Origin of the sequence: Mesorhizobium sp. WSM3862, from assembly GCF_002294985.1 — a bacterium.
Classification (GTDB): Bacteria; Pseudomonadota; Alphaproteobacteria; order Rhizobiales; family Rhizobiaceae; genus Mesorhizobium.
The window spans coordinates 1-18,177 of the sequence record NZ_NSGE01000020.1; the positions used below are offsets into that span (position 1 = coordinate 1).

Genomic DNA, 18,177 nt, shown 5'->3' on the forward strand with positions numbered 1-18,177 from the left:
GCGAGTGACCCGCGGAACGGTCCGAGAAAAAGTGCAGGAGCACCTTGACCACAACGACCCCAATCAGAGAAGGCTCTCAGAAAATAGCCATGTTGTGGTGGCGTTCCCTCCCGTAGCCATACCGACGCTCGAGATAGTCTAATGCGATCACTGCGGGCACACTGAAGGATAGGAAGAAAAGCCCGACGATTGTCATCGGTTCAAGATAGCGATAGTTGATATTGGCAATGATTTGAGCTCTATTCATCAACTCCACTACTGTGATGGTGGCCAAAAGCGGTGTCTCCTTGAACATGCCCACAACGTAATTAGCGAGTGCAGGCAGCATTGGAGGTACCGCATTTGGGATAACTATATATCTCCACGTCTGAGCGCGCGTTAGGTTGAGTGCTTTGGCAGCCTCCCAGAGTCCGCGGTCGACGTTCTCGATGCCGGCGCGGTAAACTTCTGATGTATAACTTGAGTAATGTACGCCGAGCGTGAGCACGCCCGCCGCCAGAGGGCTCAGGTAGATCCCTATGTCCGGGAGTACGTAAAAAGCGAAGTAAAGCTGCACGAGCAACGGGGTACCGCGGATAAAGTTTATACAAAATCGAATTACCGACGCGACGTTTGGTCCTGCCGACCTAATTCCTATTGCGATTGCAAGCCCCAGAACCATCGCGACCGCTGACCCGAGCACGCTTGCCGCGACGGTGACCAACACACCTTCGACGAGTTGAGGCAGTATCTGCAAGGCAAACGGCCATTCCCAGTTCATCTTTGTCTCTCCCCGGACCGACTGCCCGCGTATCGGTGCTCCAGCCTCCCCATCAACAACCAGAGACTCTTCGCAAGAACGTAATAGATGATCAAAATGCTAACGAACGGCACGGCAGTGTCGCCAGTCTGTACCCTGACGCCTTGTGCGCGGAAGGTCATCTCTGACAAAGAAATAAGTGAGACGATCGACGTGCTCTTCAGTAACTCGACGACACTGTTTGAGAACGGGGGGATCATTAGCCTCAGCGCCTGAGGCAGAAGCACATATCGAAGACGCTGTCCCTTGTTAAGATTCAATGCAATGCAAGCCTCGAACTGCTCGCGGGGAATCGCGAGAATAGCTCCCCTAACAATTTCAGACATATAGGCGCCAGCGTTAAGCCCGAGGCAGACAACCCCAGCCTGAAATGGTGTGAGCGAAATGCCGAAGAGGGGTAGGGTGAAGTACACCCAAAAGAGCTGAACGAAGAGTGAGGTTCCTCGAAAGAACTCCATAAACACACGCGCAGGCACTCGCAGCCACACGGTTTTTGTTAAGCGAGCAAACCCGACTGCAAAAGCAACCATTAGCCCAAGCAGACTGCCCAGAACAGTAAGTTCCACTGTTAGAATTACGCCGCTAAGAATCAGCGGCAAAAACTCAACGGACTTGGGCATCACAGGCTCAGCCCTGCAGCAACGATCTTACGAAGGAAAAGTCTCGTCCGATCCTGTTGAGGGTTACGAAAGATCTCCTCTGGCGGCCCCTCCTCGACAATGCGACCTCCGTCGAGGAAGAGAACGCGATCGGCGAAATCGCGGGCAAAGCTCATCTCGTGAGTGACCAGAAGCATCGTCATGTCCGTTTGGCTTCCCAGTTTGCGGAGCACGTTCAGGACTTCCTCGACGAGTTCAGGATCGAGAGCAGAGGTCACCTCATCAAATAGCATGATCTTGGGCTTTAGCGCGAGCGCACGAGCGATGGCCACGCGTTGCTTTTGCCCCCCCGATAGTTCAGCCGGTAAGGCGCTCGCCTTGTTCTCCATACCAACCATTTCCAGTAGATCTAGCGCTTGATCCCTTGCTTCATTTAGGGTTGTGCCTCTCGTAAGGATGGGCGCAATAGTGACATTGCGCAGAACAGACATGTGAGGGAAGAGATTGAAATGCTGGAACACCATGCCGATGTCTCGCCGCATCTCTTGAAGGTACGCCTCCCGACGGCGAGGCGCGAGGCGGGCAACCTCGGGCGTCAGAAGCGGTCGATCGTTAACAGTGATATATCCCGCCTCAATGGTTTCCAGAGTCATGAGGATGCGGAGGATGGTGGTTTTGCCGGAACCAGATGCCCCGATAAGAGCAAGTTTCTCGCCCGCGGAAACCTTCAGCGAAAGGTCTGTCAGGACACGATGTTCGCAATAATGCTTAGATACGTTCTCGAACTTTACCATAGCCGCCGGGCTCATTGGCTTTCCCTTAGTAAGTGCTTTGAGTAATCGGTAATTGGAACTACGCTGCTCCCTCAGATGGCAACGGGGCCGACCGCGCCTATGTTGGACCGCCCAGACAGTAAACCTCATTCGAAATCGAGCGATGGGCAGCATTTTCCGCTTGCCCTTTGCACGACAGCCCGCCACACACTTCTATGGTGCCCTACCTCGTCAGCATCAAAAGCCGACCGTGCGCAATCGGCTTCTCGTAACTCGCGAGCCTCAGTGCGTCCCAAAGCATAGCCTGATGGGCAGAAATTACTGGCTTTCCGATGCGCGCCTCTAAGCGTTCGATCACGCTGGACGTTCGGCATCGCCAATTCCGCGTGTCAATTGAGCATGCCGCTTCGAAGATGCTCTCAGGAGCAACCGCAGCAATTGCGGAGTCCGTTCTCAGATTAAATGAGGCATAGCTACAAACTGTGAAGCCTGACTCTTCAACACATTCTGCGATAACAGCTCCGACCTCATCTATATAGGGCGCAAGCATAGCGATCCGAGTTGCGCGGAACTGGTGGAATGCGCGCAGTGCTCCTGTCATAGGAGAAGTTATGAAGGCCCTCGGCCGGCTACGGCGCAACTCTTCTTCCAACCTAGCCTGTGAAATTGTGGCCGACCCCGAGGTGCAAGCGTAGATGAATACATTTACAACACCGGGAGGATCATACAGCTCCCCAGCGTGAGCTATTTCGTGTGCATGCTGGTAAAGGTTCTCTACTGCTCTCTGTGGCGAATCGGGCTCCTGATGTTTGATCCTTGCTGCGGAGAAGCAGACACCATCTTCCTTCAGCATTCTGCACAATTCTAGCTCAGCCAGATTATCGGTCGACGGGACAATTAATCCTAAGACCATCTCACTCGAAATTGGCGGGCAGGAAGGAACCAAGTGAGTGGCCGAGAAAGCATTTTGTGTCGGCATCGAAAGTTATCTCCCATGCGCCAGATATTCGATTCACCCTCGGTCGGAAAGCACAGAAACCAAGCGGTCGCTGCTCCCCACTTCAGACTCCAGCTGGTCTACGACTGCAAGGTTTACGTCTTCGACGTGATCCACGGACTCCTTCTGGGTGGCAGGAAAGGGCATAAAGCAGTAGGTGGGTGGACAGCCGGTGCCTAGTCAAAGACTCATAACTGTCCATACAGTCCATACGGAGCGAAAAAGAAGCTCGGCCATGCAGAATTTCAGCGTTCTGGCGGCTGTCGCGCAGAATGTGAACACGGAGCAAGCCAGAGCAGCGCCGAGGCACACGTTCCAACCTGTCGGTCAGCGTCGACACACTCAGATTGATTGCGCCTATGTCTCGGTCGACACAGCCGGCATTCACTCGCGATACCGCTAATGCAGCTACCTATCCGGTGAAGACCGCAAATAGCATGATCCTGTTCCTAAAAATTTGATCGGAGCGCCACGACTTCATTCTTCGGCTCTATCGCAAAGCTTCGCCATCTCGCGATCGGACAGTGGTACCCGAACCATTATTTGTTCCCGCAGTGGTGGCGGCGGCGGCTAGGAACCGGCTGCGACGAGTCCAGCACGGTCATGGAATGGTCTGCTGCCGGTTTTTCGGACACGAGGTTAACCTAGCATAGCTTGTTCCTCGAACTCGACGGGCTCAGATAGCCTAGCGTCGAGTGCCTCCGCCGGGGGTTTAGAAGCGCTCGATGTAATCGAACACATCCGCCCTGGTGTCATCCCTGGTCCTGTCGACCTTGCAGGCTGTCCGCTAGATGTTTGATCCCAGGCTCACATGACGATGCTTGGGTCAAGAGGGGCGTTGGGGCGGCATCGTGTTCCTCCCAATTGGTCGCGGAATCCAGAGCTGGGCCCGATTGCGTGACACGGCTCGGTCAAACGAGCCTGGTCAAACTCACATACGGTCGCCGCTTGAGGACGGCTGCACCAATATCCCGATTTCGGCGGCAGGGGCCCAGAAGGCGAGACCCGTCTTTGATACGGCATTCCAGCCAGCTGGGATCTCGGTTCGCCTCCTGGATCCGCCGAGGCTGATCAGGCCTCGAGGGATGAGTGTGTCGGTGTGGTCTCGTCAGACAGCCTTCATGACGGCACCTTCGATGACGACGCCCGCGGTCACGTATTTCCACAGCGCCACGAGCAGCTTCCTTGCAAGAGCGACAATGGTTGTCTTTTTGAGGCGCCCCTGATTGCGCATCACGCGTTCGTGGAACCAGCGGGTAAGCGCTGAAGCGGGTTGATTGCGCAGTAGCCAGGCCAACTCGATCATCGTCGTTCGCAGCCGGGGGTTGCCGGCCTTCGAGACGCCTTGCTCGTGCTGGACCGATCCGCTCTGCCAGGGTGTCGGCGCGAGCCCGGCATAGGCCGCGACCTGCCGGCGATTATCGAAGTGCCGGAACAGCCCTTCCGAGTAGAGGATAGCCGCGCACTCGGGTCCGATACCCTTGAGATCGAGCAATGTCGGTGCTGGAGTTTCGGCGACTTCGATTGCCAGCAGAGCGTCGCGCTCGGCCTGCACCTCTTTGATCTGGGCCATCACCAGTTCGAGTCGGTCGAGCTCGCGACGGATTTGCCCCTTGAGATGTTCAGGCAGCGCGCGACCGTCGCCGGTCTTCAATTCCTCAAGCCGATGTCGCCGGTCACGCCGCAGCGGCTCGTAGCCGGTGATGCCCTGAGCAAACAGCAGGCCCTTGATCCGGTTGACATGGCAGGTCCGCTCACCAACCAGAACCTTGCGTTCACGGCCGATGCGGCGGCGGTCCTCCTCCTTGACGCCCGGCACCCTGACCATCGCGCACACGCGCGGCTCGCCCCGCTTGTAGGCGAGCAGCGCGCGCACCAGCGCCTCACCATCGATCTTGTCGGTCTTGGCACGACGCCGCCGGCGCGACGTAGCAATCGAGGCGGCGTCCACGACGTGGCTTTCGATCTCCTCGGCTTCCAGGACACGATGTATCCAGAAGCCGTCCAAACCCGCCTCCTGAATGACGACAAGCGCAAAGTGCCGTCCGGTGCTTGTATGCGCCTTGTCCTGGAGCTGGGCAAAGCGCGCCAGCAGTCCGGCGATATCGCCGCCGCGCACTGTATGTTTCGACATCTTCTCGCCGCGGGCCGGCGACAGCGAGGTCACCAACCAGGTCGATTTACTGAGTTCCAGAGAAACGAAGATCGCGCCTAGGTCGGTGCGGATAGCGGCGGGCGCCGCGGCTTGATCGGCTGCAACATGCATGATTGGCCTCCACAGAGTTGTTGGTCAGCAACCCCACCCTGCCAGAGCGCAGGTCGCTATCCACCACCGGTCATGGGATCTTTGATGGGGCATCCTTGTCCTCCGAATCGAAGGAGGCACTATGGGCCAGGTTCTCCATGGCAGCGCCACGACGACAGAGGCGGTCCGTCGAGCGATACAACATAGTCAAAGAGCCTGAGAGCCCTGGCCAAGCGCTACGGGATCAACCAGAAGACGGTCGCGAAGTGGCGGGAGCGAACCTCAACAGCCGACCTGCCGACGGGGCCAAAAGAGCCGCAGTCGACGGTTCTTTCCGTCGAGGACGAGGCGGTCATCGTCGCCTTCCGGCGCTACACGCTACTGCCGCTCGACGATTGCCTCTATGCGCTGCAGCCGACGATTCCGCACCTGACGCGATCTTCATTGCACCGCTGCCTGCAACGCCATGGCATTGGCCGTCTGCCCGATGTCGAGGGCGACAGGCCGGCGAAGAGGAAGTTCAGGAGCTACCCGATCGGCTACTTCCACATCGACGTTGCCGAGGTGCGAACCGAACAGGGCAAGCTGCATATGTTCGTCGCTATCGACCGCACCTCGAAGTTCGCCTTCGTCGAGCTGCACGAGAAGGCCACCACCGCCGTCTCCAGAGACTTCCTGCTGCGCCTGATCGCGGCCGTCGCCTACAAGATCCATACCGTGCTCACCGACAATGGCATCCAGTTCACCACGCCTGGTGCAGGAGGGTCGGCCGTTCCCCTCATCAAGGAGGCCATCGCAAATGGCGAGCGCTTCCGGGCGCATGCTTTCGAATATGCCTGCGCCACAAGCGACATCGAACACCGGACCACCAAGGCCAGGCACCCGTGGACCAACGGTCAGGTCGAAAGGATGAACCGCACCATCAAGGACGCCACCGTCAAGCGCTTTTACTACGAGAGCCACGACCAGCTTCGCAGCCATCTCTCCGATTTCGTCGCGGCGTATAACTTCGCCCGCAGGCTCAAGACCCTCAAGGGCCTCACACCCTACGAGTACATCTGCAAGGCGTGGGCCACTCAACCCGAACGCTTCAGGCTAAATCCGCTCCAGCAAATGCCGGGACTAAACATCTAAGTCTTGAGCGACGAGAAAAAGCTCTCCATCGCAGCGTTGTCCCAGACGTTGCCCGACCGGCTCATGAACAGGTGATGCCTTGGTCGGCAGTCCCTGGAACTGCTCGCTCGTAGATTGCGATCCCTCGAGTGGTGCAGAAGCATGTCCGGCTTACCTCTCTGCCTCTCCTCCAGATCGCCATGATCAAAGCGTCAGTGACGAGTTGGGGTGCCGAAGAACAGATCAATGAGCGGCCAGGTAGAGCCATCGTTCGGCGGTCGAGATGTGGGTCCGCAATCCACTTCTGGTTCGGGGTCGATGCCTCGAAGGCGCGGTCGAGTAGATTGTCCGACACCGCCGTTCGCTCTCCGGTGTCCTTCGGCAGTCCACGCCGTGGACGTGCCCGAGGGCCGTCTCCCGCATCAGCCGTTCGATGCGATACAGTCCGCAGGAAAACCCCTCTGCCAGAACGTCGTGGCAGACCCGACGCGCGCCGTAGGTGCGTCGCTGCTTTTGAAGCTTGGGTCGATCCTGGAAACGAGGATCTCGTCATGGCGGGAGCGAGCGCTGGGGACTGCGGTTGAGCCAGGCATGGGAGCCTGAGCGGGACACATCCAGCGCCACTGCACAGCAATCGCCACCGGCCAGATATCCGGTGCCTCGTGATGGAAAGCGAACCTCGCATCACTTCCCTCGCGAAGTAGGCTGCAGCATTCCTAAGAAACAGCAACGTCGGCGTCGCAGGGAACGGCTTGCAAAACGAAGCCCAGCGATTTGGCGCGCCGCTTCAGATTTGCGAGGACGCGGCTGCGATATTGTTCCTCATAGTGGTCGGCACCCGGATCCTTGTAGGTCATGCCGTGCCTGAGGGTGTTGTAGAACAGGACCGCAATCTTGCGGGCGGTCGCCGTCACGGCCTTCGCCTTGCCCGCACGAGAGGAAAGCCGACGATAAAAGGCGCCGAGCGCCGTATCGCTCCGCCCAATGGTCGTGGCCGCCAACCGCAACAATGCGGCTGCTCGACTTGACGATCTCCGTGTGCGCGAGGAGAGCACCTTGCCGCCCGAGATTTTGTTCCCCGGCGCAAGGCACAGCCATGAGGTGAAGTGCTTCGCGGTCGGCCATGACCGCAGATCAGTGCCGCACTCGCCAATGAGCTTCAACGCGAGTGACGGACCCAACCCATGGATCTCGGTCAGATCGACGCCAAGCACGCCGTATAGAGCGGTCCTCACATCGAACGATGGTGTATTGACCTACTTGGTCTTCACCCGCGGTCTGCAGAGCTTGCCCACCGGCTTGGCCCCTTTGTCAGTCAGCGCCGCTATCAAGGATTCCAGCTTGCGATCACAGTCGAGCATCTTGGCTTGGTAGGTGTCGTAGAGCTCCAGCGACTGGGTCAGCGCGAAGACATGTTCGTCTCGATCGTTGCCCACCAGCGCGGCGCGGATCGTCTCGATGGAGGAATGGCAGCGCACATCGCGGTAGGTCGCCAACACGTCGGGATCGCGCTCGCCCGCGACAATAGCCCGGATAATCCGCATGCCGGTCGCACCGGTGATGTCGGAGACGACGTGATGAAGTTGCAGGTTCATCTCCATCAGGGCCTTTTGCATGTGCTGAATGTGGGCGGCGGCGTATTCCACGAGCCGCTCACGTTGACGCAGATAGGCGCGCAGGGTCGCAACCTCGGCATCAGGGCGGAAGCTCCCGCGTAACAGACCGTAGGAATGGAGCTGACGTAGCCATGCGGCATCGCTCACATCTGTCTTGCGCCCAGGCACGTTCTTGGCGTAGCGCGCATTGACCAGAATGACCTCGAACCCGCGTTGCTCGAGAATCTCGTAGGCCGGGATCCTATAGACCCCGGTGGATTCCATCGCCACACTGGTCACCCCACACGCTTTGAACCAGTCCGCCAGATCGTGCAGATCTTGGGTAGATGTGCCGAACGCACGTACTGGCGTGGCAGTGCAGGTCGGGTTGACAGCGGCCATGTGCATTTTTGATCCAATGTCGATGGCGGCCGCACCAATGTTGATCGGCTTCAATTCCGGGCGGTCACCGGTCGTCCTTTTGGGCATGGCAAATCCTCCATACGATTGTCGGCAGGAGGGTCTGGGCTATGCTAAATCTTCATCTTCCTAATCGGGATCGCCGCAGGAACGGCGTCGCCACTCTCAAGTTCGCATGCACCCATGGACCACGTTTTTTAACGGGGACTGTGCCTCCAATAAGCTGACGGCCGCTACCCTCCGAGGTGCGAGGGTAGCATGGGCTGTTTCTACCGCGCGCAGGCGGGCAACGGCCCGTGACAGTTTTTTAGGATGTCGCGCTCCGCCTTCAGCTTGGCGACTTCCTTGCGCAGCCGGTCATTCTCCAGCTGCTCCGCTTGATTTGCCCATGACCGAAGAGGCATGCTGCGGATCGGCCGATAGATCGCGCGCCCATTTTGCGCAGCACATTCTCGTGAAGATCGAGGTCGCGGGCCACCTGCGCCACCGCGACGCCGCGATCCTTCACCAGCCTCACTGCCTCAAGCTTGAACTCGCGGCTGCACTTCCTTCTTTGCATTTCCACTCTCCAGTTCCGTTAAACACCTTATCTCGGTGTCCACGAACCGGCAGCAGGCCAGTTGATGTTCAAAAAGGCTCTCCTCTACCTCAGGTCAGCTTGCCTCAGCAGTCGGCCGTACCCAACCACCGACTTCTCATATCCAGCAAGCCTCAACGAATCCCATAGCATGGCTTGATGGGCGGTGATCACAGGCTTTCCCAAGGAGGCTTCCAAGCGGTCAATCACGGTGGAAGTGCGAAGGAGAGTGCACGAGATAAAGAGTGCATCGGCATCGGACATGTCTAAAACGCGGGCCGCTTCGAAGATGCTCTCTGGTGATAATGATGCAATGCCGGCTTCACTAATTAGGTTAAATGAAGCCGAGGCACAAACTTCGAAACCCGCACTTTCGATGCAGTTGGCGACAACGGCAACCTCTTCCTCGATGTAAGGTGTGAGCATAGCAATTCTTTTGACGCTAAGCTTGTCAAAGGCGCGCAAAGCTCCCGTCATAGGAGACGTTAGCGACGAGCCAGGGCGGGCCTGGTGCAGTTTATCCTCCAAGTTTTCTTGTGAAATTACGGCCGACCCAGACGTGCACGAGTATGCAAATACCTTGGTAGCGCCAGGAGGGTCGAACATCTCGCCAGCCTTGGCAATTTCATAAATATGATTATACAGGCTCTCGATCGCCATCTCCGGCGAACTCGGTTCCTCATGCTTGAACCTTGTAGCCGAGAGGGCAATTCTTTCATCTTTTAGCATTCTGCGCAACTCTAGCTCAGTGATGTAGTCGGTAGAGCAAACAATCAATCCTATGATTGGCTCAGCTTGTACAGCGGGATGGGAAGGGTTGACATGAATGGTTGAGAATGTGTTCGGCGAGGGCATTGGCTGTTTTCCTTCGGTAAATCGTCATCTCTTCATAATGAGTGGCGCAGCTTTTCGATTACACCGCAATCGCAAAGAGAAAACTCAGCTAAACCGTGGAGATCTTCCACAGGTTCTCAACTGCGCAGAATTTAGCGATTTTGCTCCTGCGCATTAGCCCCGCGTAGCCTCCAGCCTTGGCGGGAGAAGAGCAGCGGCTCGCCACAATAGCAGCGCCCACGCGCGGCTTTTGTGCAAACTGGCTTGCCAGCGCGCAGTAATCCGGCGTTTATTGGGCCTCGTCTGTGGTATTTGCAAAAATTCGACTTCAGAATCCGCTCCCCGTTCCTCCTTTAGGGCCAAGACTCATAACCAGTAGCTGACGGTTGCGGCGATGCATACGGCGGCGAGGAAGTTGCGGGCGAGTCGATCGTAGCGGGTTGCGATGCGACGGAAGTCCTTGATGCGACAGAACATTCGCTCATCACAATGGCGACGCGGCCATCCTCAAAAGCCAAAGGGGATCCTTCATCAACAGCCTGCTAACCAAGTCAGACTTGATAAGAACGATGGCCATAGGCGTTCCTTGAGCGAACAATGACTTAGACAACGATATCCGGGACGGTGCCGGAAGTTTCGAGCTGAAAAAATGCAGGAAAACTGCATGGAAGCCCGAAAGTTGCAGAATGCTTAGCGCAAGAACCCATTACAGTGACGTTTGAAGCGTCGGTGAGCGCACTTCTGGCACGTTTGTTAGACCGGCTACCTGCCGGTGCATCAGTGGGCTATGTTCCTTGCGTCAACGTCAGTGCGCACCAATAAAAGATCGACAAACAAAAGGTCGCTTAAAACACACAACGAGGTTTGGACGATGATGACCACAATGTCCCGCCGAGGATTTCTGGCGTTGAGTTCGGGTGCGGCTTTGGCTTCCACGCTCGGTACGATCAGAGCTGCCAGTGGTCAGGAGACGATCGACGAGATCACCTGGTCACTGCCCACGGTCCCCGAAACGCTTTTTGTGCCTCACTTCTGGTCTACCGAAATCGGCGTAATCATGTCGCTTGTGCAGGAAGGCCCGCTATTATTCGGTGACGACCTCTCCATGATACCTGGCCCAGCCGAAAGCTGGGAGATGGCCGACTCCACCACAGCGGTGTATCATTTGCGATCAGGCGTTACTTTCTCCGATGGCTCGCCGCTGACCGCGGACGATGTGGTTGCCACTGTCAAGTACCATTTGCGCCCGGATAGCGGCTCGCAAGTCGCGTCCTTTTACTCTTCCGTGGATTCCGCCGAGGCGACCGATCGGGCCACCGTCACGGTCAAGCTCAAATCGCCCAACGTGCAGTTCAAATACTGGGCCGCAGTTATGGCCGGCTTCCTGTTCAAGAAGGATCAATTGGGTAACGACGATCTCGGAACGCCCGATCTCCTGCCGCTCGGAACCGGTCCATATAAACTCGTGGAATTCGTTCCGGCACAACGTGTCGTGCTCGAGGCCCGCGATGACTACTGGGGCAGCAAGCCGATCGTAAAGAAGATCACGATTGTCGCCATTCCTGATGAGCAGACGCGAATCCTCGCTATGCAGAACGGCGACATCGACGGCACCTTCAATGTCTCGGTCTCCGAGATCGACCAATGGAAGGCGCTGGGCAATGTCGATGTGATCACGCAGCCTTCACTGGGCGTGTACCTGCTGACCCTCGACCAGTCCGCGGCGCCGTTCGATGACATCCATGCCCGCAAAGCGATTTCGTATGCCATCGACCGGGAAGGCCTGGTGAAGGCGCTGCTCAAGGGCAACGGTGAGCCCGCGACCGCGCTCAATCCACCGGAGATGTGGGTCGGTATCATGCCGCCGGACGAAGTGCGCAAGTTCTACGCCACGTTGCCAACCTGCCAATTCGATCTGGAACAGGCCAAGGCGGAGCTCAAGCAGTCGAAGTATCCGGACGGATTCGAGATTACGGTGCCGAGCCCCAAGGCCGATCCGTACAAGACCAATATACTTCAAAGTGTGGCTGAGAACCTTAGGCAGATCGGCATCACCGCGAAGGTGCAGGAGATGGACGACGCTCAGTGGTGGGCTGGCTATTTAGGGCATGAGAACCTCGGAATGCAGATCTCGGGATACGCTCCTGACTTCGCTGACGCCTCGAACTATCCGAGCCTGTTTTTCAGCAGCGCCAATGCGCGCAAAGACGGGATGAACGCCTCCAACTTCAAGAATCCTGAGGTCGACAAGGCACTCGCCACCGCGAACGAGAATTCGGATCCGAAGGTGCGCGGCGAAGCGCTGAAGCAGGTGTTCAGGATCGCCGGCGAGGACGCTGCAGTGGTGCCGATTTTCTGGCCGAGGTCGGCCATGGCGATCCGCAACAAATACACGCTCACTGGCTACAATGCGCTCTGGTATAATATCCCGTGGACGATGCGAGGCTTCGGCCTCAAAACCTGATGATGCCCATCAAGGCATGTGCGGCGGCGCTCTGCGCGCCGTCTCCGCACATTTTCCTTCCCGGATACAATAGGATACAATCAGATGGCGCTTCCCGACGCAATTGCGTGGCTCGATCGGCTGCAGGACATTTCCGGCCCTTGCTTCACCCGTGACGGTGGCGCCGTGCTGGCGACCGTCAGTCCTTCGGGCATCAACAGGGGTGAGTCGCTGGAAAGCCGTGTCTGGAAATTCGGCCTCAATGGATCGATGACGCAGCTGACACGCGGCCCCAACAGCGACCGCCTCGTCAAGGCCTCTGCGGTCGAGGAGCGCATCGCCTTCACCTCCGACCGCCGGTTGCGCGGGAAGATGGAACTATTCATGTTTGAAGGTGTCGGCGACGCGCGCCCCCTCGGCGACATACCTGGTACGATCGAGGATTTCAAATGGGCAGAGGATGGCAGTTTCATCGTCGTGCTAGCCGCCGACCGCGGCCTAAATAGCGGCGCCATCAACGGTGCGATCCGCCTTTGGTGGGGCGAGGACGAGGATCCTGAGGTCACGGTACCCGGCCCCGCACTCCGTCGCCTGTTCAGGATCGACACGGTAACCGGCGAAACCGCCGAGGTCGGTCCGCGCGACCTGAACGTGTGGGAATTCGATCTGGCTCCCAGCGGCGCGGTCGCCATCTGCTCTGTCGATGCCAGCGAACGCGGCTGGCATCACCCGAAGATGATGAGGATCGACTTCGCGCTACGCAGCCATGAGCTCGTGCATGAGTCTGACTGGCAGTTGCAGGGCCTTGCTGTTTCGCCCGACGGCAGCAAAGTCGCAGTGCTGGAAGGTTGGGCGAGCGATCGCGGGCTCGTAGCCGGCGAAATGCGGGTGATCGACATCGCGACACGCAAAGTTTCGATTCTAGGTGCCGACAAGCTCTCCAACGCCACGCAGTTGCAGTGGCGTGACAGCGAGAGCCTGTGGTTCACCGGCTGGAAGAATCTCGGCGCCACCTATGGCGTGATCAGGCTCGATGGCACCATAGCATGGCAGGCCGACGAGGAGGCCACTGTTGGCGAGAATTCTTACGTCGCTAGCATGGCCGTCTCGTCCTCTGGCGCCATCGCCGCTGTCAGAGAAAGCATCGGCCATCCGCAGGAACTCTATTACAAGTCTTCCTGTGAAGCGGATTGGAAGCAAATCGCGGATGTCAATGGCGAAGTCGCACGTGGCTTCCCGAACTATCCCGAACTTCGCCGTATCACCTGGAGCGGCAAGGACGGGCTGCCGCTCGAATCTTTCGTCTTCGTGCCGCAGGGGCTTGGGCCAGGCCCGCATCCCATGGTGGTTGAGATCCATGGTGGACCTAGCTTGTCCGCGAAATACAGCTTCAACCCCCGCGGCGGCCTCGCCTGGGCAAGCGCCGGCTATATAGTGTTCATTTCCAACTATCGCGGCAGTGTCGGCTGGGGGCAGCCTTTTGCGAGGATGAATCTAGGCGATCCCGCGGGCGCCGAATTCGACGACATCATGGCCGGCATCGACAGATGCATCGCGCTCGGCCTCGCCGATCCAGAACGCCTCGGCGTCACCGGCGTCTCTTATGGCGGTTTCCTGAGCTGCTGGGCCGTCGCGACCACCGACCGCTTCAAAGCGGCAATTCCGCTCTCCTCGATCTGCAACCAGTTGAGCTCGCACTATTCGTGCGAGCATGACTTCCACGAATTCATCAATGGCGGCTCTCTTCAGCTTCCCGAGCATCGCGCCGTTGCCATCGACCGCTCCCCTCTCAGCAAAATAGACAAGCCAACCACGCCCACACTCCTGATCCAGGGCCGGGAGGATCGCTGCACGCCCCTGGGCCAGGCGCAGGAATTCTACGCCGCCCTCAGAGCGAAAGGCGCGACCGCCGAACTCGTCGTCTATCCGCGCGAAGGCCACGGGCTGATAGAGGTCGGCCACAAGCACGATGCGTGGGAACGCATGTTTGCCTGGTTCAACCGCTACCTTAGGCAGATCGATGGGTAACGGGCTGGTTAGGCTCATCCTCATCCGGCTGGCTCAGGCCGTCCCGCTGCTGGTTGCTGTCTCCCTCATCGTCTTCGCCCTGACTTATCTCGCACCAGGCGATCCTGTGCGTACGTTGCTGGGTGCCAAGCCGGCGACTCCCGAAGCTATCGCCGCCTTGCGCGAGCGATACAACCTCGATGATCCCTTCATCGAGCAATACCTCAAATGGCTGTGGCAGGTCCTACAGGCGGATCTCGGCCGTTCGATCTCCGGAAATCGTCGCGTTATCAACATCATTGCCGAACGTCTCAGTATTTCAGTGTTCCTGGCGGCCATGAGCGCTCTGATCGTTCTCGGCGCTGGCATAGGGTTGGGAGCCTGGGCGGCGCTACGCCGCGGCCGTTGGATCGACCGGCTGATCGTCACCTCCGGTATACTTGGCATTTCCTCGCCTCCTTTCGTCACCGGCTTGTTCCTGCTCTATCTCTTCGGCGTCATCCTCGGCTGGTTCCCCACTTTTGGTGCTGGCGACAATTTCCTCGATCGCTTGTGGCACCTCACGCTACCTGCCATTGCTCTAGCCTTTTCGGTGATGGCGATCGTCATGAAGATCACCCGCGCCGCCATGATCGAGGTCATGGCTAAAGATTACGTGACCTTCGCCCGCGCGCGGGGCCTCTCCGCGCGACGCGTGCTGCTGCAATACGTCCTACGAAACGCGCTGATACCGGTGATCACCGCGTCCGGCCTTGTCATCGTCAGCCTCGTCGCAGGCTCCATCTATGTCGAGGTTACCTTTGCGCTCCCTGGTCTAGGCACCCTCACTGTCGATGCAGTATCCAAGCGCGACATTCCGCTCATCCAGGGCACGACGCTGGTGTTCGCTCTCTTCGTCGTGGTCGCCAACCTTCTGACCGATATCCTCTACACCTTCGTTGACCCGCGCATCCGTTTTGAAGGTGTCAGGTCGTGACGCTTCCAGAGGCAATCGACGCCCAGCCTGTTCGCATCTCGCGCCGCCTTGCCCAGATTCCGCTGCTGGTCGCCCTCGCTTTCGTGGTGGTAGGCGTCGTTGTTCTGTGCGCAGTACTCGCGCCCTGGATCGCGCCCTACGATCCATCTCTGCAACGCCTCGACGTCGGCGTATCGCCTCCCAGCTCCGACTTCATTTTCGGCACCGATTCGCTCGGTCGCGACATCCTCTCCCGCACCATCAACGGGGCCTCGACCGCGCTCGTTGGCCCCATGGTGATTGCTGCCGGCGCCTTCGCGGTAGCGACTGTGTTCGGACTGCTCGCGGGTTACCTCGGCGGCTGGGTTGATACCCTCATCATGCGCTGGGTTGACTTCATGTTCGGTCTGCCATCGACGCTCATCGTCATTGTCGTGGTCGGGGTCATCGGCGGTGGCTACTGGGTGGCTGTCGCGGTGCTGCTCATTACCTTTGTTCCGTCCGACACTCGGATCGTGCGCTCCGCCGTGCTGGAGGTGCGTCCACGCCCCTATATCGATGCGGCCCGCAGCCTCGGGATCAGCAAACGCCGTATCCTTTTCGTTCACATCCTCCCGAATATCCTGCCCATCATCGTCGCCTATGTTGCGATCGACTTTGCCTTCGCGCTGGTCAATCTTGCCGGTCTTTCCTTCCTGGGCCTGGGGATCGAGCCCGGCACTGCCGACTGGGGCCGAATGCTGAGCGAGAACCGCAACCTGCTGTTTGGGGGCAACCCGCACGGTACACTGGTCCCTGCTGCCGCCATGATCCTCACTGCGATCAGCATGAACCTGATCGGCGACTGGCTGTTTGAGAAGTTCATCGGATGACCTTGGCATCGGATCCTGTGGATTTCCTTACCGTTCAAGATCTCGCCCTCTCCAGTGGCAATCTTGTGATCACGATGCCGACCAGCTTTCACGTCGCACGAGGCGAGACTCTCGCCATCGTAGGGGAATCCGGCTCGGGCAAGTCGCTGATGGCCAAGGCCATCGCCGGCCTATTGCCTCCCGGCGTCACCGCCAAGGGCTCCGTGAAGCTCGAAGGGTGCGAACTCAACGGTCTTTCCGAGCGTGATTGGCAGAGGTTGCGCGGCCGCCGCGTCTCGATGCTTTTACAAGACCCTTTCACCATGCTGAACCCAGTGATGCGGGCCGGACGGCATCTCGACGAGGTGCTGAGGGATGATCCCACGTTCCATGATCGCAAGGCGCGGCGCGCCGAGGTGGAGCGCCGCCTTATGGAAGTAGGCATCAATAATCCCGCGGTCGCCGATCACTTTCCATTTCAGCTTTCAGGTGGCATGAGCCAACGCATTGCGCTTGCCAGTTCGCTCGCTCGCGATCCAGAGATTCTCATTGCCGACGAACCCTCAACCGCCCTCGACGTCACCACCCAAGCCGAGATCATGCAGCTCTTGAAGGACGCCAAGGCGCAACGCGGCATGAGCCTTATCCTAATCACTCACGACCTGCGTCTTGCCTTTTCCATATGCGACCGCGTGCTGGTGCTCTATGCCGGCTCGGTTGTGGAGATCGGCCGGGCCGACCATCTCGGCTCCGGCCCCTTCCATCCGTATTCTGCGGGCTTGCTCCTATCCGAACCTTCAGCCACCAAGCGGGTTAAGCGCCTCGTCGCCATGCCGGGCCGCGTTCCAATGGCCCATGCCGTTGCAGGACAGTGCGCTTTTGCGGATCGCTGCGATTGGGCCGACGAGCGCTGCCGGGCGGCTCGCCCCGGACTCGAGCAGCGGGCCCCTGGCCGCTTCACCCGGTGTCTGCGCCAGCCCGAAATCCAAGGCGAACTCGACGCGCTTCGCCGCGCGGCATTGGAAGCCGCACCACCCATCTCAGCGCGTCTGGCGAACGAGCTTCCGCTGGTAAAGGTCGATGCCATCACGAAGGTCTTCCCCGGCAATACCGCAACGCACGCGCTCAAAGGCGTGAGCTTCCATATAGCTCCGGGGGAAAGTGTCGGCCTTGTTGGCGAGTCAGGCTCGGGCAAGAGCACGCTCGGACGCTGCCTTGTTGGTCTCGAAACCCCGACCACTGGCAAGATCGAGATTAATGGCATCGATGCGCACGATTTCGAGGCCCTGAAGCCCGAGGACCGCGCTCATCTGCGCCGTACGGTTCAGATGGTCTTTCAAGATCCCTACTCAACGCTCAACCCGCGCCACTCTATCGGCAAGACACTTGCGGAATCGCTACGCGCTGGGCAGTCCTCGGGCGATATGAATGTCAAGATCGCTCGGCTTTTGACAGAAGTAGGCCTCACAGGGGATTACGCCAAAAGGCGACCTGCGCAACTCTCGGGGGGCGAGCGCCAGCGCATCGCAATCGCGCGCGCGCTCGCCGTCTCTCCGCGCCTGCTTGTGTGCGATGAGCCCGTTTCTGCGCTCGACGTCTCGGTGCAGGCGCAGATGCTCAATCTCTTCAAGGATTTAAAGGCTACGCGCGGCCTTTCCTTCCTGTTCATCACCCACGACCTCGCGGTCGTGCGACAAATCGCCGATCGCATCGTCGTTCTTTATCTCGGCGACGTGGTCGAAGAAGGCTCAGTCGATAAGGTCCTGTCGGAACCGCAGCACCCCTATACCAAACGCCTCGTCGCCTCAGTTCCGACTTCTAGAGCGTCGGACCATCAGACTGAATCGCGCAGGATTCCGCTGATGTAAGGTTTGTGATTCACTTCCTTGTGTAGGTGATTTGCCATGCCCAAGCCCTATTCGCTCGATTTGCGTGAACGTGTTGTGCGGTTTGTCGAGGCGGGCCATTC

Annotated in this window: 10 protein-coding genes and 6 pseudogenes; 6 read left to right on the forward strand and 10 right to left on the reverse strand. The window is 58.6% G+C overall.

Annotated features, from left to right (window positions below):
* Window positions 1–76 precede the first annotated feature (76 nt).
* From ehuD to CK224_RS30350, 5 genes and pseudogenes are all read right to left on the reverse strand, one after another.
* Window positions 77–760, reverse strand: a complete 684-nt coding sequence (ehuD, locus tag CK224_RS30330; protein ID WP_095784338.1) for an ectoine/hydroxyectoine ABC transporter permease subunit EhuD — start codon at window positions 758–760, stop codon at window positions 77–79.
* Complete coding sequence (gene ehuC / locus CK224_RS30335; protein WP_095784339.1) at window positions 757–1,419, reverse strand: ectoine/hydroxyectoine ABC transporter permease subunit EhuC; 663 nt, start codon at window positions 1,417–1,419, stop codon at window positions 757–759. Before ehuC ends, ehuD begins: the two co-directional genes overlap by 4 nt.
* Complete coding sequence (gene ehuA, locus CK224_RS30340; protein WP_095784340.1) at window positions 1,419–2,207, reverse strand: ectoine/hydroxyectoine ABC transporter ATP-binding protein EhuA; 789 nt, start codon at window positions 2,205–2,207, stop codon at window positions 1,419–1,421. Before ehuA ends, ehuC begins: the two co-directional genes overlap by 1 nt.
* 1,603 nt (window positions 2,208–3,810) lie before the next feature.
* Window positions 3,811–3,955: pseudogene (locus tag CK224_RS31105) on the reverse strand (IS3 family transposase); the annotation flags it as partial.
* A gap of 321 nt (window positions 3,956–4,276) precedes the next feature.
* Window positions 4,277–5,434, reverse strand: coding sequence for an IS110 family transposase (locus CK224_RS30350; protein ID WP_095784342.1), 1,158 nt, complete (start codon window positions 5,432–5,434; stop codon window positions 4,277–4,279).
* A 121-nt stretch (window positions 5,435–5,555) separates the two neighbouring features.
* Between CK224_RS30350 and CK224_RS30355 the strand changes: the two are divergent.
* Window positions 5,556–6,547: pseudogene (locus tag CK224_RS30355) on the forward strand (IS481 family transposase).
* Here CK224_RS30355 and CK224_RS30360 read toward each other — a convergent pair.
* The 5 genes and pseudogenes from CK224_RS30360 to CK224_RS30380 all read right to left on the reverse strand — a co-directional run.
* Window positions 6,547–7,233 (reverse strand): annotated as a pseudogene (locus tag CK224_RS30360) (IS3 family transposase); the annotation flags it as partial. The pseudogenes CK224_RS30355 and CK224_RS30360 sit on opposite strands and share 1 nt — an antisense overlap.
* A 9-nt stretch (window positions 7,234–7,242) precedes the next feature.
* A pseudogene (locus CK224_RS30365) lies at window positions 7,243–8,610 on the reverse strand (IS110 family transposase).
* A 236-nt stretch (window positions 8,611–8,846) separates the two neighbouring features.
* A pseudogene (locus CK224_RS30370) lies at window positions 8,847–9,100 on the reverse strand (transposase); the annotation flags it as partial.
* Window positions 9,101–9,184: 84 nt separating this feature from the next.
* Window positions 9,185–9,973, reverse strand: coding sequence for a hypothetical protein (locus CK224_RS30375; RefSeq protein WP_095784343.1), 789 nt, complete (start codon window positions 9,971–9,973; stop codon window positions 9,185–9,187).
* Window positions 9,974–10,318: 345 nt separating this feature from the next.
* Window positions 10,319–10,447: pseudogene (locus CK224_RS30380) on the reverse strand (IS5/IS1182 family transposase); the annotation flags it as partial.
* Window positions 10,448–10,823: 376 nt separating this feature from the next.
* Between CK224_RS30380 and CK224_RS30385 the strand changes: the two are divergent.
* The 5 genes from CK224_RS30385 (at window position 10,824) to CK224_RS30405 (ending at window position 18,076) form a co-directional block, all read left to right on the forward strand.
* The gene (locus tag CK224_RS30385; RefSeq protein WP_095784344.1) at window positions 10,824–12,416 is read left to right on the forward strand and encodes an ABC transporter substrate-binding protein; all 1,593 of its coding nucleotides are present in this window, start codon (window positions 10,824–10,826) and stop codon (window positions 12,414–12,416) included.
* 84 nt (window positions 12,417–12,500) lie between these two features.
* The gene (locus CK224_RS30390) at window positions 12,501–14,423 is read left to right on the forward strand and encodes a prolyl oligopeptidase family serine peptidase (protein WP_095784345.1); all 1,923 of its coding nucleotides are present in this window, start codon (window positions 12,501–12,503) and stop codon (window positions 14,421–14,423) included.
* Window positions 14,416–15,378 (forward strand): ABC transporter permease, encoded by a 963-nt coding sequence (locus CK224_RS30395; protein ID WP_245426350.1) that lies wholly within the window; start codon window positions 14,416–14,418, stop codon window positions 15,376–15,378. Before CK224_RS30390 ends, CK224_RS30395 begins: the two co-directional genes overlap by 8 nt.
* Window positions 15,375–16,229: an ABC transporter permease gene (locus CK224_RS30400; protein ID WP_245426352.1), complete on the forward strand. Its 855-nt coding sequence runs from the start codon at window positions 15,375–15,377 to the stop codon at window positions 16,227–16,229. Before CK224_RS30395 ends, CK224_RS30400 begins: the two co-directional genes overlap by 4 nt.
* Window positions 16,226–18,076 (forward strand): ABC transporter ATP-binding protein, encoded by a 1,851-nt coding sequence (locus tag CK224_RS30405; protein WP_095784347.1) that lies wholly within the window; start codon window positions 16,226–16,228, stop codon window positions 18,074–18,076. The genes CK224_RS30400 and CK224_RS30405 overlap by 4 nt, the downstream gene beginning before the upstream one ends.
* Window positions 18,077–18,177 lie beyond the last annotated feature (101 nt).